This is a genomic window from Micromonospora musae, assembly GCF_003626545.1.
Taxonomy (GTDB): Bacteria; Actinomycetota; Actinomycetes; order Mycobacteriales; family Micromonosporaceae; genus Micromonospora; species Micromonospora musae.
In genome coordinates, this window is the sequence record NZ_RAZS01000002.1 from 447,034 (window position 1) to 466,852 (window position 19,819).

Here is a 19,819-nt window from a genome sequence, read left to right on the forward strand (position 1 = left end):
ACCGGCCAGGACCCAGCCCCGACGGGTCCTGGCCGGTCGATCCGGCGGGGCAACGGCGGCGGCTCGCCGTGATACCTTCGGCGTCGCCGTGCGCCGCTGCGAACCGAGGAGGTGAGACCGATCAACGCTGTGACAGGTCGGGCCTCCCTCCCGCGCGTGGCCTAGGGAGTGCCCGCAGAAGGCATCCCGAAAGGCTTCAAACGCTGTGCAATTCACCTCTGAGACGTCGTTCGACGGCATCCTCGAACAGCTCTTCACTCTTGGCGATATCCCTGGCGTGCTCTGGACGCGCGAAGGCGCCGTCGGTCCTCGCCCCCTGATCCTGATGGGGCACGGCGGCGGTCAGCACAAGAAGGCCCCGGGCATGGTTGCCCGCGCGCGCCGCTTCGTGACCGAGGCCGGCTTCGCGGTCGCGGCGGTCGACGTGCCCGGTCACGGCGACCGGCCGAAGGACGAGGAGTACGACCGGATCGCGACCGAGAACCAGGCTCGGGTGGCGGCCGGAGCGGAGTTGGCACCGCTGATCGCCGACTTCCAGGCGCTCGTGGCTCGCCAGACCGTTCCGGAGTGGCGGGCGGTGCTGGACGCGGTCCAGGCCCTCGGGCACGTCGGCCCGGGTCCCGTGGGTTATTGGGGCGTCTCGTTGGGCTGCGGGCTCGGCGTGCCGTTCGTCGCCGCCGAACCCCGGGTCCGCGCGGCAGTGCTGGGGCTGGGCGGGGCGCTGGCCTCGGCCGACGCCGTCGGGCGGATCACCGTTCCGGTGGAGTTCCTGGTCCAGTGGGACGACGAGCGGGTGCCACGGGCCCAGAGTCTGGCGCTCTTCGAGGCGCTGGCCTCGACCGAGAAGTCGCTGCACGCCAACCCGGGCAGGCACGGGGAGATCCCGGCCTTCGAGCTGGAGAGCGCGCTCCGGTTCTTCGCCCGGCACCTCGGCTGACCTCGCCGCCGGGCGTTCGGTACGCGCCGATCGGGATCCTCCCCGATCGGCGCGTACGCGGAACGCGATCAACGTGCTCAGAGGGTGGTCTCGCCGTTGAGGCCGAAGAAGTCGTGCCATTTGGCGCCGCCGGTGAAGGCGGTGCCGGTGGAGAGTCCGACGTAGACGTCGTTGAGGGTGCCTTTGGTGAAGACGATGATGTCGTCACGCCCGTCGCCGTTGACGTCGCCGAGGTAGGGGAACTCGCCGGCGAGGCAGAAGAAGTCGTTCCATTTGATGGTGGTGCCGGCGAAGCTGGTGCCGGTGGAGGTTGCGGCGTAGACGTCGGCGTTGGCGTTGCAGGTGAAGGTGACGATGTCGTCCTTGCCGTCGCCGTTGATGTCTCCGACGCGGGGCAGCTCCGAGCCGACGGCGAAGAGGTCGTGCCAGGTTTGTGCCGCGCCGAAGGCGGTGCCGGTGGAGAGGGCCACGATGACGTCGGAGGCGGAGGCCGGTCCCTGGGTGAAGGTGATGAGGTCGTCCCGGCCGTCGCCGTCGACGTCACCGAGCGCCGGGTACTCGCCGGCGATGGAGAAGTACTCGTGCCACTTCACGGCCGTGCCGGCGAAGGACGACCCGGTGGAGAGCGCCACGTAGACGTCGCCCGCGGCGTCGTGGGTGAAGGCCACGATGTCGTCGCGGCCGTCGCCGTCCACGTCGCCCACCGCCGCGACCTCGGCGTTCGGCGCGAACCAGTCGTGCCATTTCGTGGCACCGGCGAACGCGGCGCCGGTCGACAGGGCGACGTACACGTCGGCGAGCGTGCCGTGGGTGAAGGCCACGATGTCGTCCCGGCCATCGCCGTCGAAGTCGCCGGAGAGCAGTGTCTCGCCGTCGAGGCCGAAGAAGTCGTTCCACTTCACCGACGTCCCGGCGAAGGACGAGCCGGTCGAGGAGGAGACGTACACGTCGTTCGTCGCCCCCTTCGAGAAGGCCACGACGTCGTCGCGGCCGTCGCCGGTGAAGTCCGTGGGGGAGCCCGCCAGGTATCGACCGCCGGTGCTCGACCCGCCGCAGTTGTCGCTGACCAGGAACCGCTGTTGGTACTGGCCCGGATAGGGGGCCAGCGACACCCCGTTGATCACGATCGGCTGACCGACCCCGTTGAAGAGTTGCTCGTAGTGCACGTGCGGGCCGGACGAGTTGCCGGTGCTGCCCGTGACGCCGATCTGCTGGCCCTGCTGGACGTAGGCACCGTCGGGCACCGAGTAGGAGCTGAGGTGGAAGTAGTAGGTGGTCCAGCCGCCGCCGTGGTCGATGACGACGTAGTTTCCGGCGCCGCCGGGCTGGGAGTAGCGGCGGGCCACCCCGGCGGCCGAGGCGACCTGGGGGGTGCCGCCGGTGATCCCCCCGTCCGCCCGTACGAAGTCCAGCGCCTGCCGTACCTCGGCGCTGTGGTGGCTGTAGGTCCATCGCTGCCCACACGGGAAGGGCGCCTTGAAGACCGGCGCGGCGAGCGCGGGCACGGGCTTCGCCACCGCGCCGGTCAGCACGGCCGTGGCCAGGAGGAGCAGTGCGACCAGACTGCGACGCACGGTGTCACCGTAGCGGCGGGACATGTCGTGACTCCTGTCGGGAGATGGTCGGGGGACGGTGCGACAGGCGGCCCCACCGCCGTTCGGCCACGTCCGGAGGGCAGCGCACCGGCACACCGCGTACCTCGGCGTCGCCCGGCCCGACGCGCTGGCACGCCGCTCGCGACGACGGTCCCCTGTGGACTCCAGCGCGGCGCCCGGCTCCCGGGCTGCTGGCAGAAGTCAAGCCGCACAGCTCGACACTTGTCAATGCCTGATGGCCTGGACTGAAAATTTCATTCTTCGCCGCAAAGCAAGTCGGCAACCATTGACAATCGTCGCTGGCCGCAGTTAACTCCCGGGAAATCGATTGCCCGCTATCCCGACGGCACCTGCGAAGGGAGACCGATGAGGCTACGAACCCCCCGCTGGCTCGCCGCCGCCGTCGCGGCGGCGCTGGTCACGACCATCTCCACGGCGGCGGCCGCCACCGGGCCGAGCGCGGCCGCCACCGGTGCGAGCGACGCCGGCCGAGCTGTCGCGGCCGCCGCCGACAAGGGCCCCGTCGGGTGGGACGCCTACCGTCGCCTCGACCGGCTGCCCGAGCTGTCGGGCGGAACCCGGACCCGGCAGTTCTCCAGCTTCGCCCGCGACGGCTCCAACGACGACGGGTTCGTCGGCACGTACTCCTGCCTGCGCCAGTCCGGCGGCTGCGTGGTCGCCGAGGATCGCGGCGCGGGGGAGGTGCAGTCGATCTGGTTCACCCGGGACGAGGGCAACGTCACCGCCACCGGCTGGATCCGCATCGAGCTCGACGGAGTCGTCGTCGTCGACACCGGGCTGCAGAACCTCGTCAACGGCGGTCTCGGCAGCCCGTTCGTCGCGCCGCTGGTCAGCAACGCCGACCAGACGTCCGGTGGAGTCACCGTCAAGGTGCCGATGCCCTACCGGGACTCCATGCGGATCACCACCCAGCGCAACCCGCTCTTCCACCACGTCACGTTCCGCGAGTTCGACGACGCGACAGGGGTGTCCCGATTCGACCCCGCCGACCGGGCCACCGACGTCGTCGACCTGCTGCGCGCCGCCGGCACCGGAGACCCGAAACCGCCGCAGCCCGGCGCCGGCACCACGGCCGCGACGGTCACCGTACCCGCCGGTGGGGCGGCCACCCTCGCGACGCTGAGCGGACCGAGAGCGATCACCGCGCTGCGGCTGCAGGTGCCCGACAGCGCGGCCGGCGAACCGGTGCTCTCCGGTCTCCGGCTCCGGATCACCTTCGACGGTCGTACCACGGTGGACAGCCCGGTCGGGGAGTTCTTCGGCAGCGGCCTGGGCGAGCGTCGGGTCCGCTCGTTGATGTTCGGCATGGACGACGCGCCCGGCGGCTGGTACAGCGCCTGGTGGCCGATGCCGTTCCGCTCCACGGCGACAGTCGCGCTCGCCAACACCAGCGGCACGACGGTCAGCGGCGTTCGCGCGGAGATCACCTCCGCCCCCGGCACGCAGTGGACCGACGCGCTCGCCGCGACCGGGCCAGCCGGCTACTTCAGTACCCAGTCCCGGCGGGCGGAGACCGTCGGTGGGACCGACTGGATCGTCGCCGACCAGACCGGCCGCGGCCGCTTCGTCGGCGTCTCGCAGACCATGCGCGGGCACATCATCGGCGGGAACACCCGCAACTATCTCGAGGGCGACGAGCGCGTGCACGTCGACGGTTCGCCGACCCCGCAGATCTACGGCACCGGCACCGAGGACTTCTACGAGTCCGGGTGGTACTTCAACCGGGGCGAGTACAGCGGCGTCTTCACCGGCAATCCGGCGCACCTGTTCCGCGCCGCTGGATGCGCCGACGAGTGCGACGCCACGTACCGCCTGATGATCGGTGACGCCGTCGCGTACGGCACGGGTCTGCGCTTCGGCATCGAGCACGGACCGGTCAACGACATGCCGGCGAACTACGCCTCGACGGCGTTCCTCTACACGCAGCCCACCGTCGCGTCACGGCGGACCGACGCGATAACCACCGGCGACGCCGCCAGCCGGGCGAGCCACACGTACACCGACTCGGCGACCCAGTACCCGTTGAGTTCGAGCTTCGAGGGCGACGACGACAACGTCACCGAGACGGCCCAGGTCCGCGCCGCGACCGCCGCCGTCCGGTTCCGGATCGCGCTCGACCCGGCCAACCAGGGCGTACGGCTGCGCCGCCACGCCGACCAGCTCAGCGGCTACCAGCAGGTGGCCGTGTCGGTGGACGGCGCCACGGCGGGCGTGTGGTCGCAGCCCCTGGGCAACGCCCGGCAGCGGTGGCTGGCCGACGAGTTCGTGCTCCCGGCGGCGCTGACCAGCGGCAGGTCGACGGTCACCGTGACGCTCGCCCCCGCCTCGGGCGCGCCGGCCTGGACCGCGGCCCGCTACCTGGTCGACAGCGTCGTCGCACCGTTCACCGACACCACCGCGCCGGGGGCGGTCACCGGGCTGGCGCTGGGCGGCGGCCGGGTGCACGCCCTCGGGCTCTCCTGGTCGCCGTCGACCGACGACGTCGGGGTGACCGGCTACCGGGTCTACTCGGCCCGGACGCCGGGGGTCGCGATCACGCCCGGCAACCTGGTCGCCACCACCCGGTCGACCTCGTTCCGGCACGGACCGTTGCCGGCGGGCCAGACCCGCTACTACCGGGTCGTCGCCGTGGACGTCGCCGGGAACACCGGGCCGCCCTCGGCCGAGGTGTCGGCCGGCACCCGGCCCCGCAACGTCAGCGACGCCAACGGTGACCGGCGCGACGACGCGATCGACTTCACCCGCGGCAGCGCCGCCGACGTCTTCACCGCCCTCTCCGACGGCACCCGGTTCGTGCCGGACGGTCGGTCGTGGAACGACTTCTTCGCGGCCGGCGCGGAGATCCCACTCACCGGCGACGTCAACGGCGACGGCCGGGCCGACATCATCACCTTCACCAGAGGTGAGAACGCGGACGTCTACGTCGGGCTCTCCACCGGCTCCGGCTTCGCCGCGGGCGTCAAGTGGCACGACTTCTTCGCCGTCGGCACCGAACTCCCGGCCGTCGGCGACGTCAACGGCGACGGCCGGACCGACATCATCACCTTCACCCGGGGCGAGAACGCCGACGTCTACGTCGCGCTCTCCACCGGCTCCGGCTTCGGCCCGGGGGTCAAGTGGCACGACCGCTTCGCCCTCGGTGCCGAGCTGCCGGCGGTTGGTGACGTCGACGGGGACGGTCGCGACGACATCGTGACCTTCACCCGGGGCGGTACGGCCGACGTGTTCGTGTCCCTCTCCGACGGCACCCGCTTCGTCGAGGACGGGTGGAAGTGGCACGAGAACTTCGCCGTCGGCGACGAGCTGCCGGCGGTGGGCGATGTCGACGGGGACGGTCGCGACGACATCGTGACCTTCACCCGGGGCGGTACGGCCGACGTGTTCGTGTCCCTCTCCGACGGCACCCGCTTCGTGCAGAACGCCTGGAAGTGGCACGAGAACTTCGCCATCGGCGACGAGACGCCCGGAGTGGGCGACTTCGACGGCGACGGCCGGGCGGACGTCGTGACGTTCACCCGAGGTACGGCGGCCGACGTGTACGTCGCCCCCTCCGACGGCGGGCGGTTCGGGCCGACGGCCAACCGGTGGCACGACCAGTTCGCCCCGAACGACCACCTACCCCGGCCGAGCGTGCCGTGAGACACCTCCAATCGACCCCGACGCGACCCCGAACCCACGCACCACTCACCGGTGAGGAGCCATCGTGAGACGCAAGCTTCTGGCGATCCCGCTCGCGCTCTGCACGGCCCTGGCGGCAGTGGCCGTCGGCGTACCCGCCCAGGCGGACCCGATCGGCACCCTGGCCTGCCCGTCGATCCCCGCCAACCATGACCCGGCCATCACCCTGATCGTCTACCGGGTGGCCCGCGCCCACAACGTCAACGACAAGGTGCTGCTCTCCGCCTTCGAGGCCGGTTGGGTGGAGTCCCACATGAACAACCTGCCCTGCGGTGACAAGAGCTCCCTCGGGGTCTTCCAGCAACGCTGGGACTACGGCTGGGGCACCCCCGAACAGATCATGGACCCGGTCTACGCCACCACCCAGTACGTCACCCGGGCCATCGTCTGCGACAGCAACAACCCCGGCTTCACCGCGGGCCAGGTCGCCCAGTGCGTACAGCGCTCCGGATTCCCGGACCGCTACGACCAGGTCGCGGCGAAGGCGCGGACGCTGCTCGCCGAGGCGGCCCGCACCCACGCCATCGCCGGCGGATCGCCGACCGACGTCACCGGCGACGGCCGCGACGACGTGCTCACCTTCACCCAGAACGGGCTGGCCGACGTCTACGTCGCCACCTCCACCGGCTCCGCCTTCGCCGGCACCTCGGCGAAGTGGAACGACTTCTTCTCCATCGGCGGCGAGACCGCGTCGAGCGGCGACGTGAACGGCGACGGCCGCGACGACATCGTCACCTTCGCGCACAGCAACACCGGCGACGTCTACGTGGCGTTGTCGAACGGCTCCGCCTTCGGCGGCGGCCAGAAATGGCACGACTGGTTCGCCCCGGGAGCGGAGATCGGCGCGGTCGGCGACGTCGACGGTGACGGCCGCGACGACCTCGTCGCCTTCACTCACAACCCGGCCGGCGACGTCTACGTGGCGCTCTCCACGGGCACGTCGTTCGGCCCCGGGCAGAAGTGGCACGAGTTCTTCAGCCCGTTCGGCGAGTACCCGGCGGTGGGCGACGTCGACGGCGACGGCAAGGCCGACCTCATCACCTTCACCCAGGGTCCGGCCTCCGCCGCCGACGTGATCGTGGCCCGCTCGACCGGCACCGCCTTCGGCGCGGCGCAGAAGTGGCACGACCTCTTCGCCGTCGGCTCGGAGCTGCCCCGCGTCGGTGACGTCAACGGCGACGGCAAGGACGACATCGTCACCTTCACCTGCGACGCCAACGCCGACGTCTACGCCGCCGTCTCCACCGGTACGTCCTTCGCCGGCACCACCGTCAAGTGGAACGACTTCTTCTGCCTGACGGGCGAGTTCCCCTACCTCGGCGACTTCGACGGCGACGGGCGTGACGACATCGTCGTCTTCACCAAGGGCGCCACCAACGACGTCTACGTCGGTCTCTCCACCGGCACCGCGTTCGCCGGCGGCGCCAAGTGGCACGACTTCTTCGGCCTCAACGGGGAGGCGACGCTGTGAAACCCGAACTGGAGACCCCCATGGCAGGAACCCGTCCCCGCCGGCGCCGTGGCGCCGTCACCCTCGTTGCGGTGGCACTCACCGCCGCCACCGTCGGCCCGGCCGTGCCCGCGGCGGCCGACAGCCCGGCCCGTACCGCGATCGACTCCGCCTTCGAGCGAGCGGCGAACGAGTTCGACGTGCCCCGGGACCTGCTGGTCGCCGTCGGATACGGCGAGTCCCGGCTCGACGGGCACGACGGCGAGCCCAGCCAGGCCAACGGCTACGGCGTCATGCACCTGGTGAGCAACCCGACCCGGCACAGCCTGGAGTGGGCCGCCGCGTTGACCGGCGAACCGGTCGCCAGGTTGAAGGCGACCACCTCGGCGAACATCCGGGGTGGCGCGGCCGTGCTGCGGGACCTGGCCGACGCGCAGGGGCTGACCGCCGACGACCGTGACCGGATCACCGCCTGGTACCCGATCGTGGCCGGCTACGGCGGAGCGGTCGACGACCCGACCGCGCGGCTCTACGCGGACCACGTCTACGACCTGTTGCAGCAGGGCATCCGCGGCGCCGCTCCGGTGCGTCCGCACCGGGTCGAGCCCGAGCGGGGCCGCTACGCGCAGGTTCCGCCGGCCGGCACGCCCTCGTCGAAGCTGGCGGCCGCCGCCGTGCCCGAGTACGCTCCGGCGCGCTGGATCGCCGCCAACGGCGCCAACTACGGGGCCGGCAGGTCCAGCCGGATCACCACCGTGATCATCCACGTCACCCAGGGCTCGTACGCGGGCACCATCAGCTGGTTCCAGAACCCGGCGGCGGGGGTGAGCGCGCACTACGTCGTCAAGTCGAGCAACGGTGAGATCACCCAGATGGTGCGCGAGGGCGACACCGCCTACCACGCCCGCTCCGGCAATGCGTACGGCGTGGGCATCGAACACGAGGGGTACGTGGACAACCCGGCGTGGTTCACCGACGCGATGTACCGCTCGTCGGCGGCGCTGACCCGCTACCTCTGCGACAAGTACGGCATCCCGAAGAGCCGGGCCGGCATCAAGGGGCACAACGAGATCCCCGGCAACACCCACACCGACCCCGGGCCGAACTGGAACTGGAACTACTACATCTCCCTGGTCAACCAGGGCGGTACGGGCACCGGGTCGGCGTACCTCGCCGGTTCGCCGACCGATTTCACCGGTGACGGCAAGGACGATGTCGTGGCGTTCACGCACGGCGCGCTCGCCGACGTCTACGTCTCGACCTCCACGGGGACCGGCTTCGCCGGCACGTCGGTGAAGTGGAACGACTTCTTCGGCCTCACCGGCGAGACGCCGCTGACCGGAGACTTCAACGGCGACGGCCGGGACGACATCGTGGCGTTCACCCACGGCTCACTCGGCGACGTGTACGTCGGGCTCTCCACCGGCACGGGATTCGCCGGCGGTGCGAAGTGGCACGACTTCTTCGCGCCCGGCGCCGAGGTGCCGGCGGTCGGGGACGTCAACGGCGACGGCCGGGACGACATCATCACCTTCACCCATGACGCCGCGGGCGACGTCTACGTGGCGCTCTCCACCGGCAGCTCCTTCGGCCCCGGGCAGAAGTGGCACGAGTTCTTCTCGATCGCCGGGGAGTATCCGGCGGTGGGCGATGTCGACGGCGACGGCCGGGACGACCTCATCACCTTCACCCAGGGACCGGCCTCCGCCTCCGACGTCATCGTGGCCCTCTCCACCGGCACCGCCTTCGGCGCGGCACAAACCTGGCACGACCTCTTCGCGGTCGGCTCGGAGCTGCCCCGCGTCGGAGACATCAACGGCGACGGCAAGGACGACATCGTCACCTTCACCTGCAACGCCAACGCCGACGTCTACGCCGCAACCTCCACCGGCACCAGCTTCGTAGGCACCACCATCAAATGGAACGACTTCTTCTGCCTCGCCGGCGAGTTCCCCTACCTCGGCGACGTCAACGGCGACGGGCGTGACGACATCGTCGTCTTCACCAAGGGCGCCACCAACGACGTATTCGTCGGACTCTCCACCGGCACCGCCTTCGCTGGCGGCGCCAAATGGCACGACTACTTCGGGCTGACCGGCGAGACCACACTCTGACCGACAGTTCGAAGGGGAAGCGCCGGCCCGGCCAGGGCCGGCGCTCCGTCGTGCTGGCGCGGCCAGCCGGCGGGGATGCGCTCCAGCACCCCGCCGGCGAAGACGTCCCGCAGGCCGAGGGGCTTGAGGTGCACGTATCCGATGTGGCAGTCGCAGATCGCGTTGCCGCACGGCCGAGGCTTCAGAGCGGCCCGCCACGAGCCGTCGTAGAGGTTGCCGATGGGGCTGGGGATGAAGTGGCAGCGGCGCACCGTCCCGTCGCCCAGCACGGAGACGGCCGTCTCCCCCGCGTGGCAGGGCTCGCCGAGGGAGAGGTGCGGCCGGACGCTGTAGCCGAAGTGCGGGTCCAGCTCGGTCCAGGTCGCCTCCTCGGCGGCGTCATAGCGGTGCCCCTCGGCGGCGTTCACCCAGAGGTAGACCTCCTCCGGCAGGGCCGCGCGCAGCGCCCGCGCCTCGTCGAGGTGCTCCGGAAGCCCGACCACCCCGACGGAGTACCGGATGCCCAGCTCGGCCAGGCGGGCACAGCGCCGCAGGAACTGCTCCCGCTCGACCTGCCCCGGATGGTAGGTGGCCCAGAGCGCGGCGGAGCCGGGGTCGGCGTCGGCCAGCCAGTCGACCCGGGCGGCCAGGTTGGTCTGGATGGCGACCCGCTCCACGTGCGGCAGCTGGGACAGCGACACCATCGCCTCCCGGTACCAGCTGCGGGTCAGCCCCTCGCCCCACGGGGTGAAGAGCACGGAGAGCGAGACGTCGGTGGTCGCGGCCACCCAGTCGGTGAACCGGGTCAGCGCCGTCCGGTCCGCCCGGAGCAGCTCGGGCGGGTCGCGCCGCTTGGCGAACGGGCAGTACGGGCAGTCGTAGTTGCAGCTCGCCAGCGGCCCGCGATAGAGGATCGCCAGGTTCATCGCGGCACGTACCCGGTCATCGCCTGGTGGACCTGCGCGGAGGTGAGCCACGGGCCGACCGCGTCGGAGTGGGCCAGCCCGGCGGGCGTCAGTCGCAGCCCGCCGTCGGTGGCCCAGCCCCGCTCGACGAGCCGGCCGAGCTGGGGGAAGTCGTCGGTCGGCGGACGCCCGAACCGGGCCCGGTAGGCGTCGGCGTCGACCCCTTCGGCGCGCAGCAGCGACTTGAGCAGCCACCGGCGGCGCTGCTCGGCGCCGTCGAGGTAGAAGCCGAACTCGGCGTACCCGAAGTCGTCGGCGTCCCGGGCGAGGTAATCGTCGAGCACCGCCCGCACCTCGGTCACGCTCACCGCGTAGTCGAAGGAGTAGTGCAGGGTCGTGGTGTAGGAGCGTGCGCCGCACCCCAGCCCGACCATGCCGTCGTCCTGGCAGCAGTAGTCCGGACCGTCCGGGGCCGGCACGTCCGCGCGGCGGAACTGCCGCATCGACTCCTGTCGGTAGCCGGCCGCGGCGAGCGTCTCCACGGCCTGCCGGTAGAGGGCGAGCCGCTGGGCGTCCCAGTCGGCGCGGGCATGGGCCCGCCTGCCGAGCCCGGTGAGCGGCCGGACGTAGAGCGGGTAGAGGTAGAGCTCCTCGGGCCGCCAGGCCAGCGCCGCCGCCAGGCTCTCCTGCCAGGTCTCGGCGGTCTGCCCGTCGATGCCGTAGATCAGGTCGATGTTGAGCACCGGGATCCGGGCGTCGCGGATCGCGCCGAGCGCGGCCTCCACCTCGGTGCGGCGCTGCGGCCGGCCGGCGGCGCGCGCCTCGACGTCGAGGAAGCTCTGCACGCCGATGCTCACCCGGGTCGTGCCGTACGCGGCGAGCACCGCGAGCCGGTCCGGGGTCGCGGTGGCCGGTGAGGTCTCCACCGACAGGGGTACGCCCGGCAGACGGGCACCGATCGTGCCGGTGGCGATGTCGAAGAGCTCGGTCAACTCGTCGGCGGTGAGATAGGTCGGGGTGCCGCCACCGAACGCCGCCCGCGCGTACCCGGCGTCGTCGCCGAGCGCGTCGGCGACCCGCCCGGCCTGTCGCCGCAGCTGCCGCAGGTAGGCGGTGACCTGCTCCTGCGGGGCGTTGGCCCGGGTGAAGAGGTTGCAGAAGCCGCATCGCATCTCGCAGAACGGCACGTGCAGGTAGAGGAAGAGGGCTTCCCGTGCCTCGGCCCGCCACACGTCCGCCAACCGGGGGCGCGGCCGCAGCGGCCGGTACGACGTCTTGTGCGGGTACGCGTAGAGGTACTGCTGGTACGGCGAGCCGTCGAGGCTCGGGTCGTTGCTGGTCACCATTCTCCCGGTCGCAGGGTGAAGTGAGCGTACGGAACGGTCCACACCACGTCGTGGCCGATCCGGTGGCCGGTGTGCCCGTCCTCTCCGTAGGCGGTGCCGTGGTCCGAGCAGATGATCGTGAAGACCGGCCGGCCCCGGCCGGTGACCAGGTTGAACAGTCGATCGATCCGCCCGTCCACGTACCGGAGCGCGGCGGTGTGGCTGGCCAGGCTGTCGACCTCCGCGCCGGGCAGGTGGTGCCGGTTGGGCTGGTGCATCGCGGCGACGTTGAGGAAGGTGAAGAGCGGCCGCGTCGCCGGCACCCGGGGCAGCACCTCGGCCAGCCGGTCGAGCTGCGCGTCCAGGCAGGTCGGGGAGGTGACCCCGAACTCCGACTCCCAGTGCGCCTCGGCGAAGAGTCCCGGTAGCACCGCGCCGAGCGGACTGTGCCGGTTGAAGAAGCCGACCCCGCCCAGGCAGAGCGTGTGGTAGCCGACGCCGGCGAGGGCGGTCGGCAGGTCCGGCTCGTCGAAGACCCAGGTCTCCGCTCCGGAGGTCTCGCTGCCCGGGAAGGCCGCCGCGTAGAGCCGTTCGTGCCGGCCGGGACCCGCCGGGGTGGGCAGGAAACCGGCGAAGAAGGCGTGGTGCGCGGCGTAGGTGAAGCTGGCGGGGGAGTGGCGTCGCTCCCAACGCCCGCCCGGCAGGGCCCGGGCGAGGTTCGGGGTACGCCCCGCCGCCGCCTCCGCGACGGCCACGTCGTAGCGCAGCGTGTCGAGGGTGACCAGGAGCAGGTCGTGGCCGCCGATCAGACTCCGCACGGGAGCACCTCCCGAACCGGATCCGCCTCGACGGCCGCCCGCCAACGCCGCCACCGGCCGCTGGTGAGCGCGTGCACCTGCTCGGCGTAGCTGTCGCGCCCGTCGGCCAGCACCCCGGGCAGCAGGTCACCGAAGGCGTTGACCTCGGCCACGGCGTGCCGACGCCAGCCGGCCAGGAACATCAGGTCGATCCCGACGTGCAGCGAGCCCGGGAAGCACGCGGCGACCCGTTCGCAGGTCTCCATCGCCGCCGACCAGCCCCGCGGCCCGGCCGCGGCCCGCAGCTCGGCGAGGTCACCGCGCGCGTTGCCGAGGTGCAGGTTGGTCATCGGTCCGCGGGCGGCGCGGACCACCGCGTGCGTCGGCCGTCCCGCGACCACCAGCACCCGCACGTCGACCACCCGGTCGCCGAGGCCGGCCTTCGGCAGCCACCGCTCGACGTGCAGGCCGTCCGGCGCGAGCCGGTCGACGATCGCGGCGATCTCCGGCTCGTCGGTGTAACGGCGTACCCGCAGCGAGTTGAAGAGCGCGTCCGGGGTGTGCTCGATGGTGGTGACCGCCTGCACCCGCCCGGGTCCGACCGCGAGCGCGATCACCCCGGCGGCGGAGGAGCCGTGCGCGGGCTTCACGAAGACCCGGGCCCAGCCGGCCGCCGCCATCGCCGCGCGCAGCTGGGCGTACCCGCCGACCGGCGGCAGCGCCTGTGGCACCGGCACCCCGGCGGCCGTCAACACGGCGTGGCAGCGCCGCTTGTCGCAGAGCACCGCGACGTCCTCCGGCCCGTTGAGCAGGTCGGCGCCGCCGGCGGCGACCCGCGCCAGGCCGTCGACCAGACCGGCGTACGCGTCGGCGAGGCCGACCAGCTCGCCGGGCCGGGCGGTGGTGGCCGCCCGGCGCAGCATCCGATCGACCTGTGGGTCCTCGCCGGGCGAATCCACCCGCACCAGCGCACCGGCGGGCGGTGGCGCCGCCCCGGCCAGCACGTCGGCCCAGGGCAGCACCTCGGGTCGGGGCAGCCCCGCAGCGAGCACGGCGCGCGTGAACATCTCCACCCGGCGATTGGCGGGGTTACCGACGACGGTCAGCCGCATGTCACTCCGACACCGCCGTGTAGCGGTAGGTCTCGCCGTCGTACTCGTCGGGCTTCTCCTGCTCGGAGACGTCCACCTGGACGCCGGGCAGCGCGGCGACCACCGACGCCGCCACCTCCTCGGACATGAAGTGGTGGTGCAGGTCGAGCTGGGCCAGGTGGGTCAGCGGCTGCCCGGCCAGCAGCGCGGCGGCCCCCTCGTCGCCGAGGGTGCCCAGCGACAGGTCCAGCCGGTCGAGCCGGCGGACCACCGGTGCGGCGGCCACCGCACGCGCCACCTCGTCGGCGGTCTCCGCGTTGCGCAGCCCCAACCGGGTCAGCTGCGGGAAGAGCTCCCCGGCCAGCAGCGGCGCCAGGTCCGCGGGCGTCGCGTCGCCGCCGTATTCCGAGGTGCCGAGCCACAGCTCCAGGTCGGTCAGCGCGGGCAGGTCGGAGTCGAGCACCGCGCCGACGAACTCGCGCGACAGGCCGCCGCTCTCCACCGCCAGCTCCCGCAGCCGCGGATGCCGGACGGGGGAGAAGCGGAAATCCTCGCCGCCGCGTACCCGCAGCACCTCCAGGGACGGGAACGCCGCCAGCAACTGGCTGACGTCACCGACCTTCATCCAGGAGACCTCACACTCCTCGCCGGTCATGTCGCCGAGGAAGAGGGCACGCAGCGCCGGCAGGCGGGGCGCCGCCTCGCAGAGCTGCGCGATCGGGGCGGGGTTGAACGCGGCGTAGCCCCAGGCCCCCACGACCAGCGACTCCACCGTCGGGCCGGTCTGCGCCACGAACTGCTCGAACCCCACCTGGAACGCCTCGGAGAGGACGTCCTCGGCGTCGTCGTCGAAGTCCCAGCGGGAGAAGCGCCACGAGACCGGACCGTCCACCTCCGGCAGCGGACCGTCCTCGGGGACCTCGACGACCGGTCGGCCGGCGAAGGAACGTGCGTGGGATCCGAAAGCCATCGTCGATCACACCCCGGCCGAGTGGTCGCGGCACTGCCCGCCGTCGTAGCTCGTGGGCTCCGTGGCCTCGACCCGGCGGGCCGTACCGGGCGGCACCGGCAGCCCGGCGAACGACGGAACGTCTGGATGGATCACGGCAACCTCCGGTCCCACTGCGGCAAGGGCGGCGGAACCGTAACAGGCCACCCCGACACGTCGGTGCGCGGTGGCGGCGCGCATACAGGCCACTGTGGACGGCGGGGCGGCGGTACGTTTCCTACGCCGCCGGCGGGTCGGACCGGTCGGGTCGCCCGTGGGGAGCAGCTCCTACGAGCAGCTCACGCCGGGGCCCCGTGTTCCCGGATGGCCCGGTCGATGCGGCGGTCGGGGACGATCCACATGATCGCGATGGCGACGTAGCAGGCCAGGGCGATCCACACGCCTACGCGCCCGTCCCGGTCGATCGTCAGCGCGCTGAGGATACCGGCGATGAGCAGCGCCGGAGAGAGCTTGCCCTTCAGGTCGAGGCCGAGGGCGTCGCGCAGCGGCGAGTTCGGCCCCTGCTGGCGGATGATCACCCGCTGGAGCACGTAGTAGGCGACGGCCGCGCTGAGCAGGTTGAGACCGTAGACGACGACCGGGGTCTGCTCGAACCTCGATTCGTCCACCCAGGTGGTGGTGAACGGGATCAGCGACAGGCAGAACAGCAGTCCCAGGTTCGCCCAGAGCACGTCGCCGCTGACCTTCTCGACGAGGTGGAACATGTGGTGGTGGTTGTTCCAGTAGATGCCCACGTAGACGAAGCTGAGCAGGTACGTGAGCAGGCCGACGCCGCTGGTGTGGAAGAGGTCGGAGAGATCGTGGCCCTCCGGCACCCGCAGCTCCAGCACCATGATCGTGATGATGATGGCGAGCACGCCGTCGCTGAACGCCTCGAGTCGGCTGGTCCTCACCGCGCACCCTTCCCTAACTACGGTCGGTTCGCCTCGGACGTCCCGTGGCGCCGTTTCCCGGTCGACCGCGCACGCCGCGAATCTCCCCGGCGCACGATATAGGTGCCGCGAGCTGCGCTGTGTCCCCGACCGCGAACGGGTCGGACGCCGGGGATCGACGTACCCACGGTCTCGGATTGGGAGACGATGAGCGCGTGGGCCGGGGTTTCGACCGCTGAAGACGGGCCGTGGGCAGCCGCTCGATCAGGTTCTTCCGCCCTCGTCGGTTTCGTCGTCAACGTCACTGCTGCGCACCGCGCCTTGGCGTTCGCGGCGGACCCGGCACACGATGGGCTCGGGGGAACCCAACGGCAGGATCGGACGGGGGCGAGCGATGGCGGATTCCGGGGTGGATCACGAGCCGGTCGGGTCGGACGATCTCGAGGAGGCCGCACGGGTCTTCACCGACGTCCGGCCCCGGTTGTTCGGGATCGCGTACCGGATGCTGAGCAGCGCCAGCGAGGCCGAGGACCTGGTGCAGGAGGTGTGGCTGCGGTGGCAGGCGACCGACCGCAGCGCCGTGTTGAACCCGGCGGCGTTCCTGGCGACGACCACGACCCGGCTGGCCATCAACGCGCTCCAGTCGGCGCGGAGGCGGCGTGAGACGTACATCGGACCGTGGCTGCCGGAACCGGTCGACACCAGCGCGGATCCGTATCTGGGGGCGGAGCGCGGCGCGGCCCTGGAGTTCGCGGCGCTGCTGCTGATGGAGAAGCTCACCCCCAACGAACGTGCCGCTTATGTCCTGCGGGAGGCGTTCGACTACCCGTACGCCCAGATCGCCGACATCCTGGGGTCGACCGAACCGGCGGTGCGCCAGCTGGTGAGCCGGGCGCGCAAGCACATGGCCGAGGAGCGCCGTACGCCGGTGAGCCCGGCCGCGCAGCGGGAGCTGCTGACCACCTTCATCGCGGCGGCCCGCTCCGGCGACCTGGCCGCGTTGGAGCGGCTCCTCGCGGCGGACGCGACAAACATCGCCGACGGCAACGGCCGGATCCGCGTCTCCCGCCGGCCGGTGGTGGGGGCGCAGCGCGTGGTGAAGTACCTCTCCGCGCTGAGCTGGTTCTGGGCGGACGTCGAGGTGGAGTGGGCGACGACGAACGGCCAGACGTCCGCCGTGCTGCGGCAGAACGGCAGCGTCTACGGGCTGCTCACGGTCACCGCTTCGAGTGACGGCATCGATCAGTTGCTGTGGATGGTCAACCCGGAGAAGATTGCGGCGGCGTCGGTGACCTGAGGGCCCTCACAGCGGAGGCGGACCGTTCGGTCCTGGCTGGTGACCACCCGAGGGCGGGGCCCGCACGCGGGTCGTGCGGGCCCCGACGGGTCAGCGCGCGAGGAATTCCCGGTAGGTGGTCTTGAAGATCACCGCGTCGGCCTCGGCGAGGAGGGCGTTGCCGGAGGCGGCGGCGAAGAGGCCGGCGCTGTCGTCGGTGACGACGGCGCGCTGGTCGCCGCGGGCGGCGAGGGTGATCCGGCCCAGCTCGTCGAGGGGGAAGACCTCGGGGCCGCCGACGTTGCGGGTGCCCCGCAGCGGGGCGCCGACGGCGACGTCAGCCACGGCCCGGGCCACGTCGGCCGAGGCCATCGGCTGCACGAGCGTGGCGGGCAGACGCACGGTCTTCTCGTCGGAGGTCCAGGACATCGCCGCGTCGACGAACTCGAAGAACTGGGTGGCGCGGACGATCGAGTACGGCACGGGGCCGGCCTTGAGGATCTCTTCCTGCAGCACCTTGGCCCGGTAGTAGACCAGGTCCGGCACCTTCTCCGCGCCGACGATCGAGAGGATCACGGCGTGGCCGACGCCGGCCGCGTTCGCCGCCCCGAGCAGATTGTCCATCGTCGTCTGGAAGAACGCGGGCGACGCCTCGTCGAACGTCGGCGAGTTCGTCAGGTTGACGACGACATCGGCTCCCGCCATCGCCTCGGGCAGCCCCTTTCCGCTGATCAGATCCAGGCCGGTGCTCGGAGAGTGCGGCACTGCCTCGTGCCCGCCCGCGGCCAGGATCTTCACCACCTGAGATCCGATGAGTCCGGTGCCTCCGATGACAGCGATCTTCATGTTCGTTGATCCTCCTGGTTCCGGATGGGAGTCGTCTCCACCTCGTACGACCGGGCAGCCGGGCGAGTTGTGACAGCCGACCTCGGTTCGAGCTGTCACAGGCCGGGGGACCGTCCGGTCTTGGTTGGCGGCGACCACGGGCGTGACCCGTCCCATCTGTACCAGATTCCACCCATGTCACGGAGGAAAGATGAGCACCCCACTCGGCGACGGCGCCTTCCTGCACGAGCTCGAGGCCAACGTGAGGACGGAGCTGACCGAGGCCGAACGGAGCCGGCCGGTCGACGCGGCGGTCGACGAGTGGCTCCTCGATCCGGCGGATGCCCAGCGCGACGAGGTCGGACTCCGCAGCCTGCTCGGTGCGGTCCAGGCCCTGGCGGGCGGCCCCGGACCCGGCGAGCCGTCGACCGCAGTGCCGGGCGGCGGAACATCGGCGGGGCATGCGCCGAACGAGCCCGCATCCGGCCCCACCCCGGGGGAGAATCGGCAGGTGGGCAGCGCTCCGTCACCTCCGCGCGGCAGCCGCGTGGCCGCCCGCGACCACTGCCTCAGCCCGGTACGCTCCGTCGACCGGCCGACCGGCGCGGCCCGTTACGGACGGATGTTCCGCGACCTGGCCCCGCTCGGCACCGACCCGAAGTTGCTGATCCGCGCGGGCGGTGACGGTGGGATCTGTGCCGCCGCAGAAGCGTTGGACCAGCTGAACGCCGGCGGCGACGATGCTGCCGAGGCCGCCGGTTGGCCCTTCTTCGGCCAGCTGATCGCCCACGACATCACCGCCGACCGCTCGCCCATCACCGGCGGGGTGGCCGTCGAGGCGCTGCGCAACGCCCGCGCGCCCATGCTCAACCTGGAGATCATCTATTCGGACGGCCCGATCGGCTCGCCCTACCTGTTCGACCTCGCCGACCCGGCGAAGTTCCTGCTCGGCCCGGACGGCGGCGACGTGCCGCGCAACCAGCAGGGAGTGGCCCTGATCGGCGACCCCCGCAACGACTCACACGTCTTCGTGCTGAGCCTGCACGTCGCCCTGCTGCACGCGCACAACCACCTGGTCGACCTGTTGCGCGCGGGCGGGATGCCCGAGTCCAACGTCTTCGACGCGGCACGGACCGCCCTCACCTGGCACTACCAGTGGACGGTGGTCCACGACTACCTGCCCCGGCTGGTCGGAGCGCCCCTGGTGCGGCAGGTGCTCGCCGAGGGTGGCCGGTGGTTCGCGCCGCGGCCGGGCGAGGCGTACATCCCGCTGGAGTTCGCCGACGCCGCCTTCCGGTACGGCCACGGCCAGATCCGGCACACCTACCGGCTCGTCGACGGCGGCGCCGCAGTGCCGGTCTTCCCGGACCTGGTCGGCTTCGGCCCGCTCCCCACCGACCGGCGGGTGGATCTCACGCAGCTCTTCGACGTTCCCGGCCGCCCACCCGCCCAGCGGGCCAAGCGCCTCGACGGCCGGCTCCCGGCCAGCCTCATCGGGCTGCCCGAGCAGGTGACCGGCACCGTCGACGCCGCCGCCTACCGTTCCCTGGCGGTACGCGACCTGCTGCGGGGCGAGGCCACCGGCCTGCCCAGCGGCGAAGCGGTCGCCCAGCTCATGGAGGTGACGCCGCTGAGCCCCGACGAGCTGGCGCAGACCTGGCCGCACGGCACTCCACTGTGGTTCTACATCCTCAAGGAGGCGGAGCATCGCGGTGGCGGTGACCGGCTCGGCCCGGTCGGCGGTCGGATCGTGGCGGAGGTCCTGATCGGGCTGCTCCGCGCCGACCCGGGGAGCTACCTCCACCGGGAGCCGGACTGGGTGCCGGAGCTGCCCGCAGCCGGAGCCGTCTTCGGCCTGGCCGACCTGCTCACCGCCGGCGACTCCCACGATCGGCCGTCCGGCGCGGCCTGATGCGGGCCCGTCGCCTCGTCAGTGCGGGGTCGA

15 protein-coding genes are annotated in these 19,819 nt (G+C 71.9%); 6 read left to right on the forward strand and 9 right to left on the reverse strand.

Features of this window, described 5'->3' with window-relative positions:
* Positions 1-205 precede the first annotated feature (205 nt).
* Complete coding sequence (locus tag D7147_RS06420; RefSeq protein ID WP_120674594.1) at positions 206-937, forward strand: dienelactone hydrolase family protein; 732 nt, start codon at positions 206-208, stop codon at positions 935-937.
* A 77-nt stretch (positions 938-1,014) separates the two neighbouring features.
* Here the strand turns inward: D7147_RS06420 and D7147_RS06425 are convergent, their stop codons facing one another.
* On the reverse strand, positions 1,015-2,499 hold the full coding sequence (locus D7147_RS06425) for an FG-GAP-like repeat-containing protein (RefSeq protein ID WP_407663318.1): 1,485 nt from the start codon (positions 2,497-2,499) through the stop codon (positions 1,015-1,017).
* Between the two features lie 399 nt (positions 2,500-2,898).
* Here D7147_RS06425 and D7147_RS32380 point away from each other — a divergent pair, with 399 nt between their 5' ends.
* The 3 genes from D7147_RS32380 to D7147_RS06440 all read left to right on the forward strand — a co-directional run bounded on the left by D7147_RS32380 (position 2,899) and on the right by D7147_RS06440 (position 9,795).
* Positions 2,899-6,192 (forward strand): DUF2961 domain-containing protein, encoded by a 3,294-nt coding sequence (locus D7147_RS32380; protein WP_158609296.1) that lies wholly within the window; start codon positions 2,899-2,901, stop codon positions 6,190-6,192.
* A gap of 64 nt (positions 6,193-6,256) precedes the next feature.
* The gene (locus D7147_RS06435; protein WP_120674598.1) at positions 6,257-7,702 is read left to right on the forward strand and encodes an FG-GAP repeat domain-containing protein; all 1,446 of its coding nucleotides are present in this window, start codon (positions 6,257-6,259) and stop codon (positions 7,700-7,702) included.
* 71 nt (positions 7,703-7,773) lie between these two features.
* Complete coding sequence (locus tag D7147_RS06440) at positions 7,774-9,795, forward strand: N-acetylmuramoyl-L-alanine amidase (protein WP_233562967.1); 2,022 nt, start codon at positions 7,774-7,776, stop codon at positions 9,793-9,795.
* On the opposite strand, the gene D7147_RS06445 is transcribed toward D7147_RS06440, so the two are convergent.
* From D7147_RS06445 to D7147_RS06470, 7 genes are all read right to left on the reverse strand, one after another.
* Positions 9,762-10,700: an STM4011 family radical SAM protein gene (locus tag D7147_RS06445; RefSeq protein WP_120674600.1), complete on the reverse strand. Its 939-nt coding sequence runs from the start codon at positions 10,698-10,700 to the stop codon at positions 9,762-9,764. The genes D7147_RS06440 and D7147_RS06445 overlap by 34 nt on opposite strands.
* A complete protein-coding gene (locus tag D7147_RS06450) occupies positions 10,697-12,022 on the reverse strand; it encodes an STM4012 family radical SAM protein (protein WP_233562968.1) in 1,326 nt (441 codons plus the stop codon). Before D7147_RS06450 ends, D7147_RS06445 begins: the two co-directional genes overlap by 4 nt.
* Positions 12,019-12,822, reverse strand: a complete 804-nt coding sequence (locus D7147_RS06455; RefSeq protein WP_120674604.1) for an STM4013/SEN3800 family hydrolase — start codon at positions 12,820-12,822, stop codon at positions 12,019-12,021. The genes D7147_RS06450 and D7147_RS06455 overlap by 4 nt, the downstream gene beginning before the upstream one ends.
* On the reverse strand, positions 12,810-13,913 hold the full coding sequence (locus tag D7147_RS06460) for an STM4014 family protein (RefSeq protein WP_120674606.1): 1,104 nt from the start codon (positions 13,911-13,913) through the stop codon (positions 12,810-12,812). Before D7147_RS06460 ends, D7147_RS06455 begins: the two co-directional genes overlap by 13 nt.
* Before the next feature lies 1 nt (position 13,914).
* Positions 13,915-14,862: an STM4015 family protein gene (locus D7147_RS06465; protein WP_120674608.1), complete on the reverse strand. Its 948-nt coding sequence runs from the start codon at positions 14,860-14,862 to the stop codon at positions 13,915-13,917.
* A gap of 6 nt (positions 14,863-14,868) precedes the next feature.
* Positions 14,869-14,997, reverse strand: coding sequence for a hypothetical protein (locus D7147_RS33350; RefSeq protein ID WP_267900753.1), 129 nt, complete (start codon positions 14,995-14,997; stop codon positions 14,869-14,871).
* A 182-nt stretch (positions 14,998-15,179) separates the two neighbouring features.
* Positions 15,180-15,794: a TMEM175 family protein gene (locus D7147_RS06470; RefSeq protein WP_120674610.1), complete on the reverse strand. Its 615-nt coding sequence runs from the start codon at positions 15,792-15,794 to the stop codon at positions 15,180-15,182.
* Between the two features lie 388 nt (positions 15,795-16,182).
* On the opposite strand from D7147_RS06470, the gene D7147_RS06475 reads away from it, so the two are divergent.
* A complete protein-coding gene (locus tag D7147_RS06475) occupies positions 16,183-17,070 on the forward strand; it encodes an RNA polymerase sigma-70 factor (RefSeq protein ID WP_233562969.1) in 888 nt (295 codons plus the stop codon).
* Positions 17,071-17,160: 90 nt separating this feature from the next.
* Here D7147_RS06475 and D7147_RS06480 read toward each other — a convergent pair whose 3' ends face one another.
* Positions 17,161-17,895 carry an SDR family oxidoreductase gene (locus D7147_RS06480; RefSeq protein ID WP_120674614.1) on the reverse strand — a complete coding sequence of 245 codons (735 nt, stop codon included), beginning with the start codon at positions 17,893-17,895 and terminating at the stop codon, positions 17,161-17,163.
* A 190-nt stretch (positions 17,896-18,085) separates the two neighbouring features.
* Here D7147_RS06480 and D7147_RS06485 point away from each other — a divergent pair, with 190 nt between their 5' ends.
* On the forward strand, positions 18,086-19,786 hold the full coding sequence (locus D7147_RS06485) for a peroxidase family protein (RefSeq protein WP_233562970.1): 1,701 nt from the start codon (positions 18,086-18,088) through the stop codon (positions 19,784-19,786).
* The last annotated feature ends 33 nt before the right edge of the window (positions 19,787-19,819 follow it).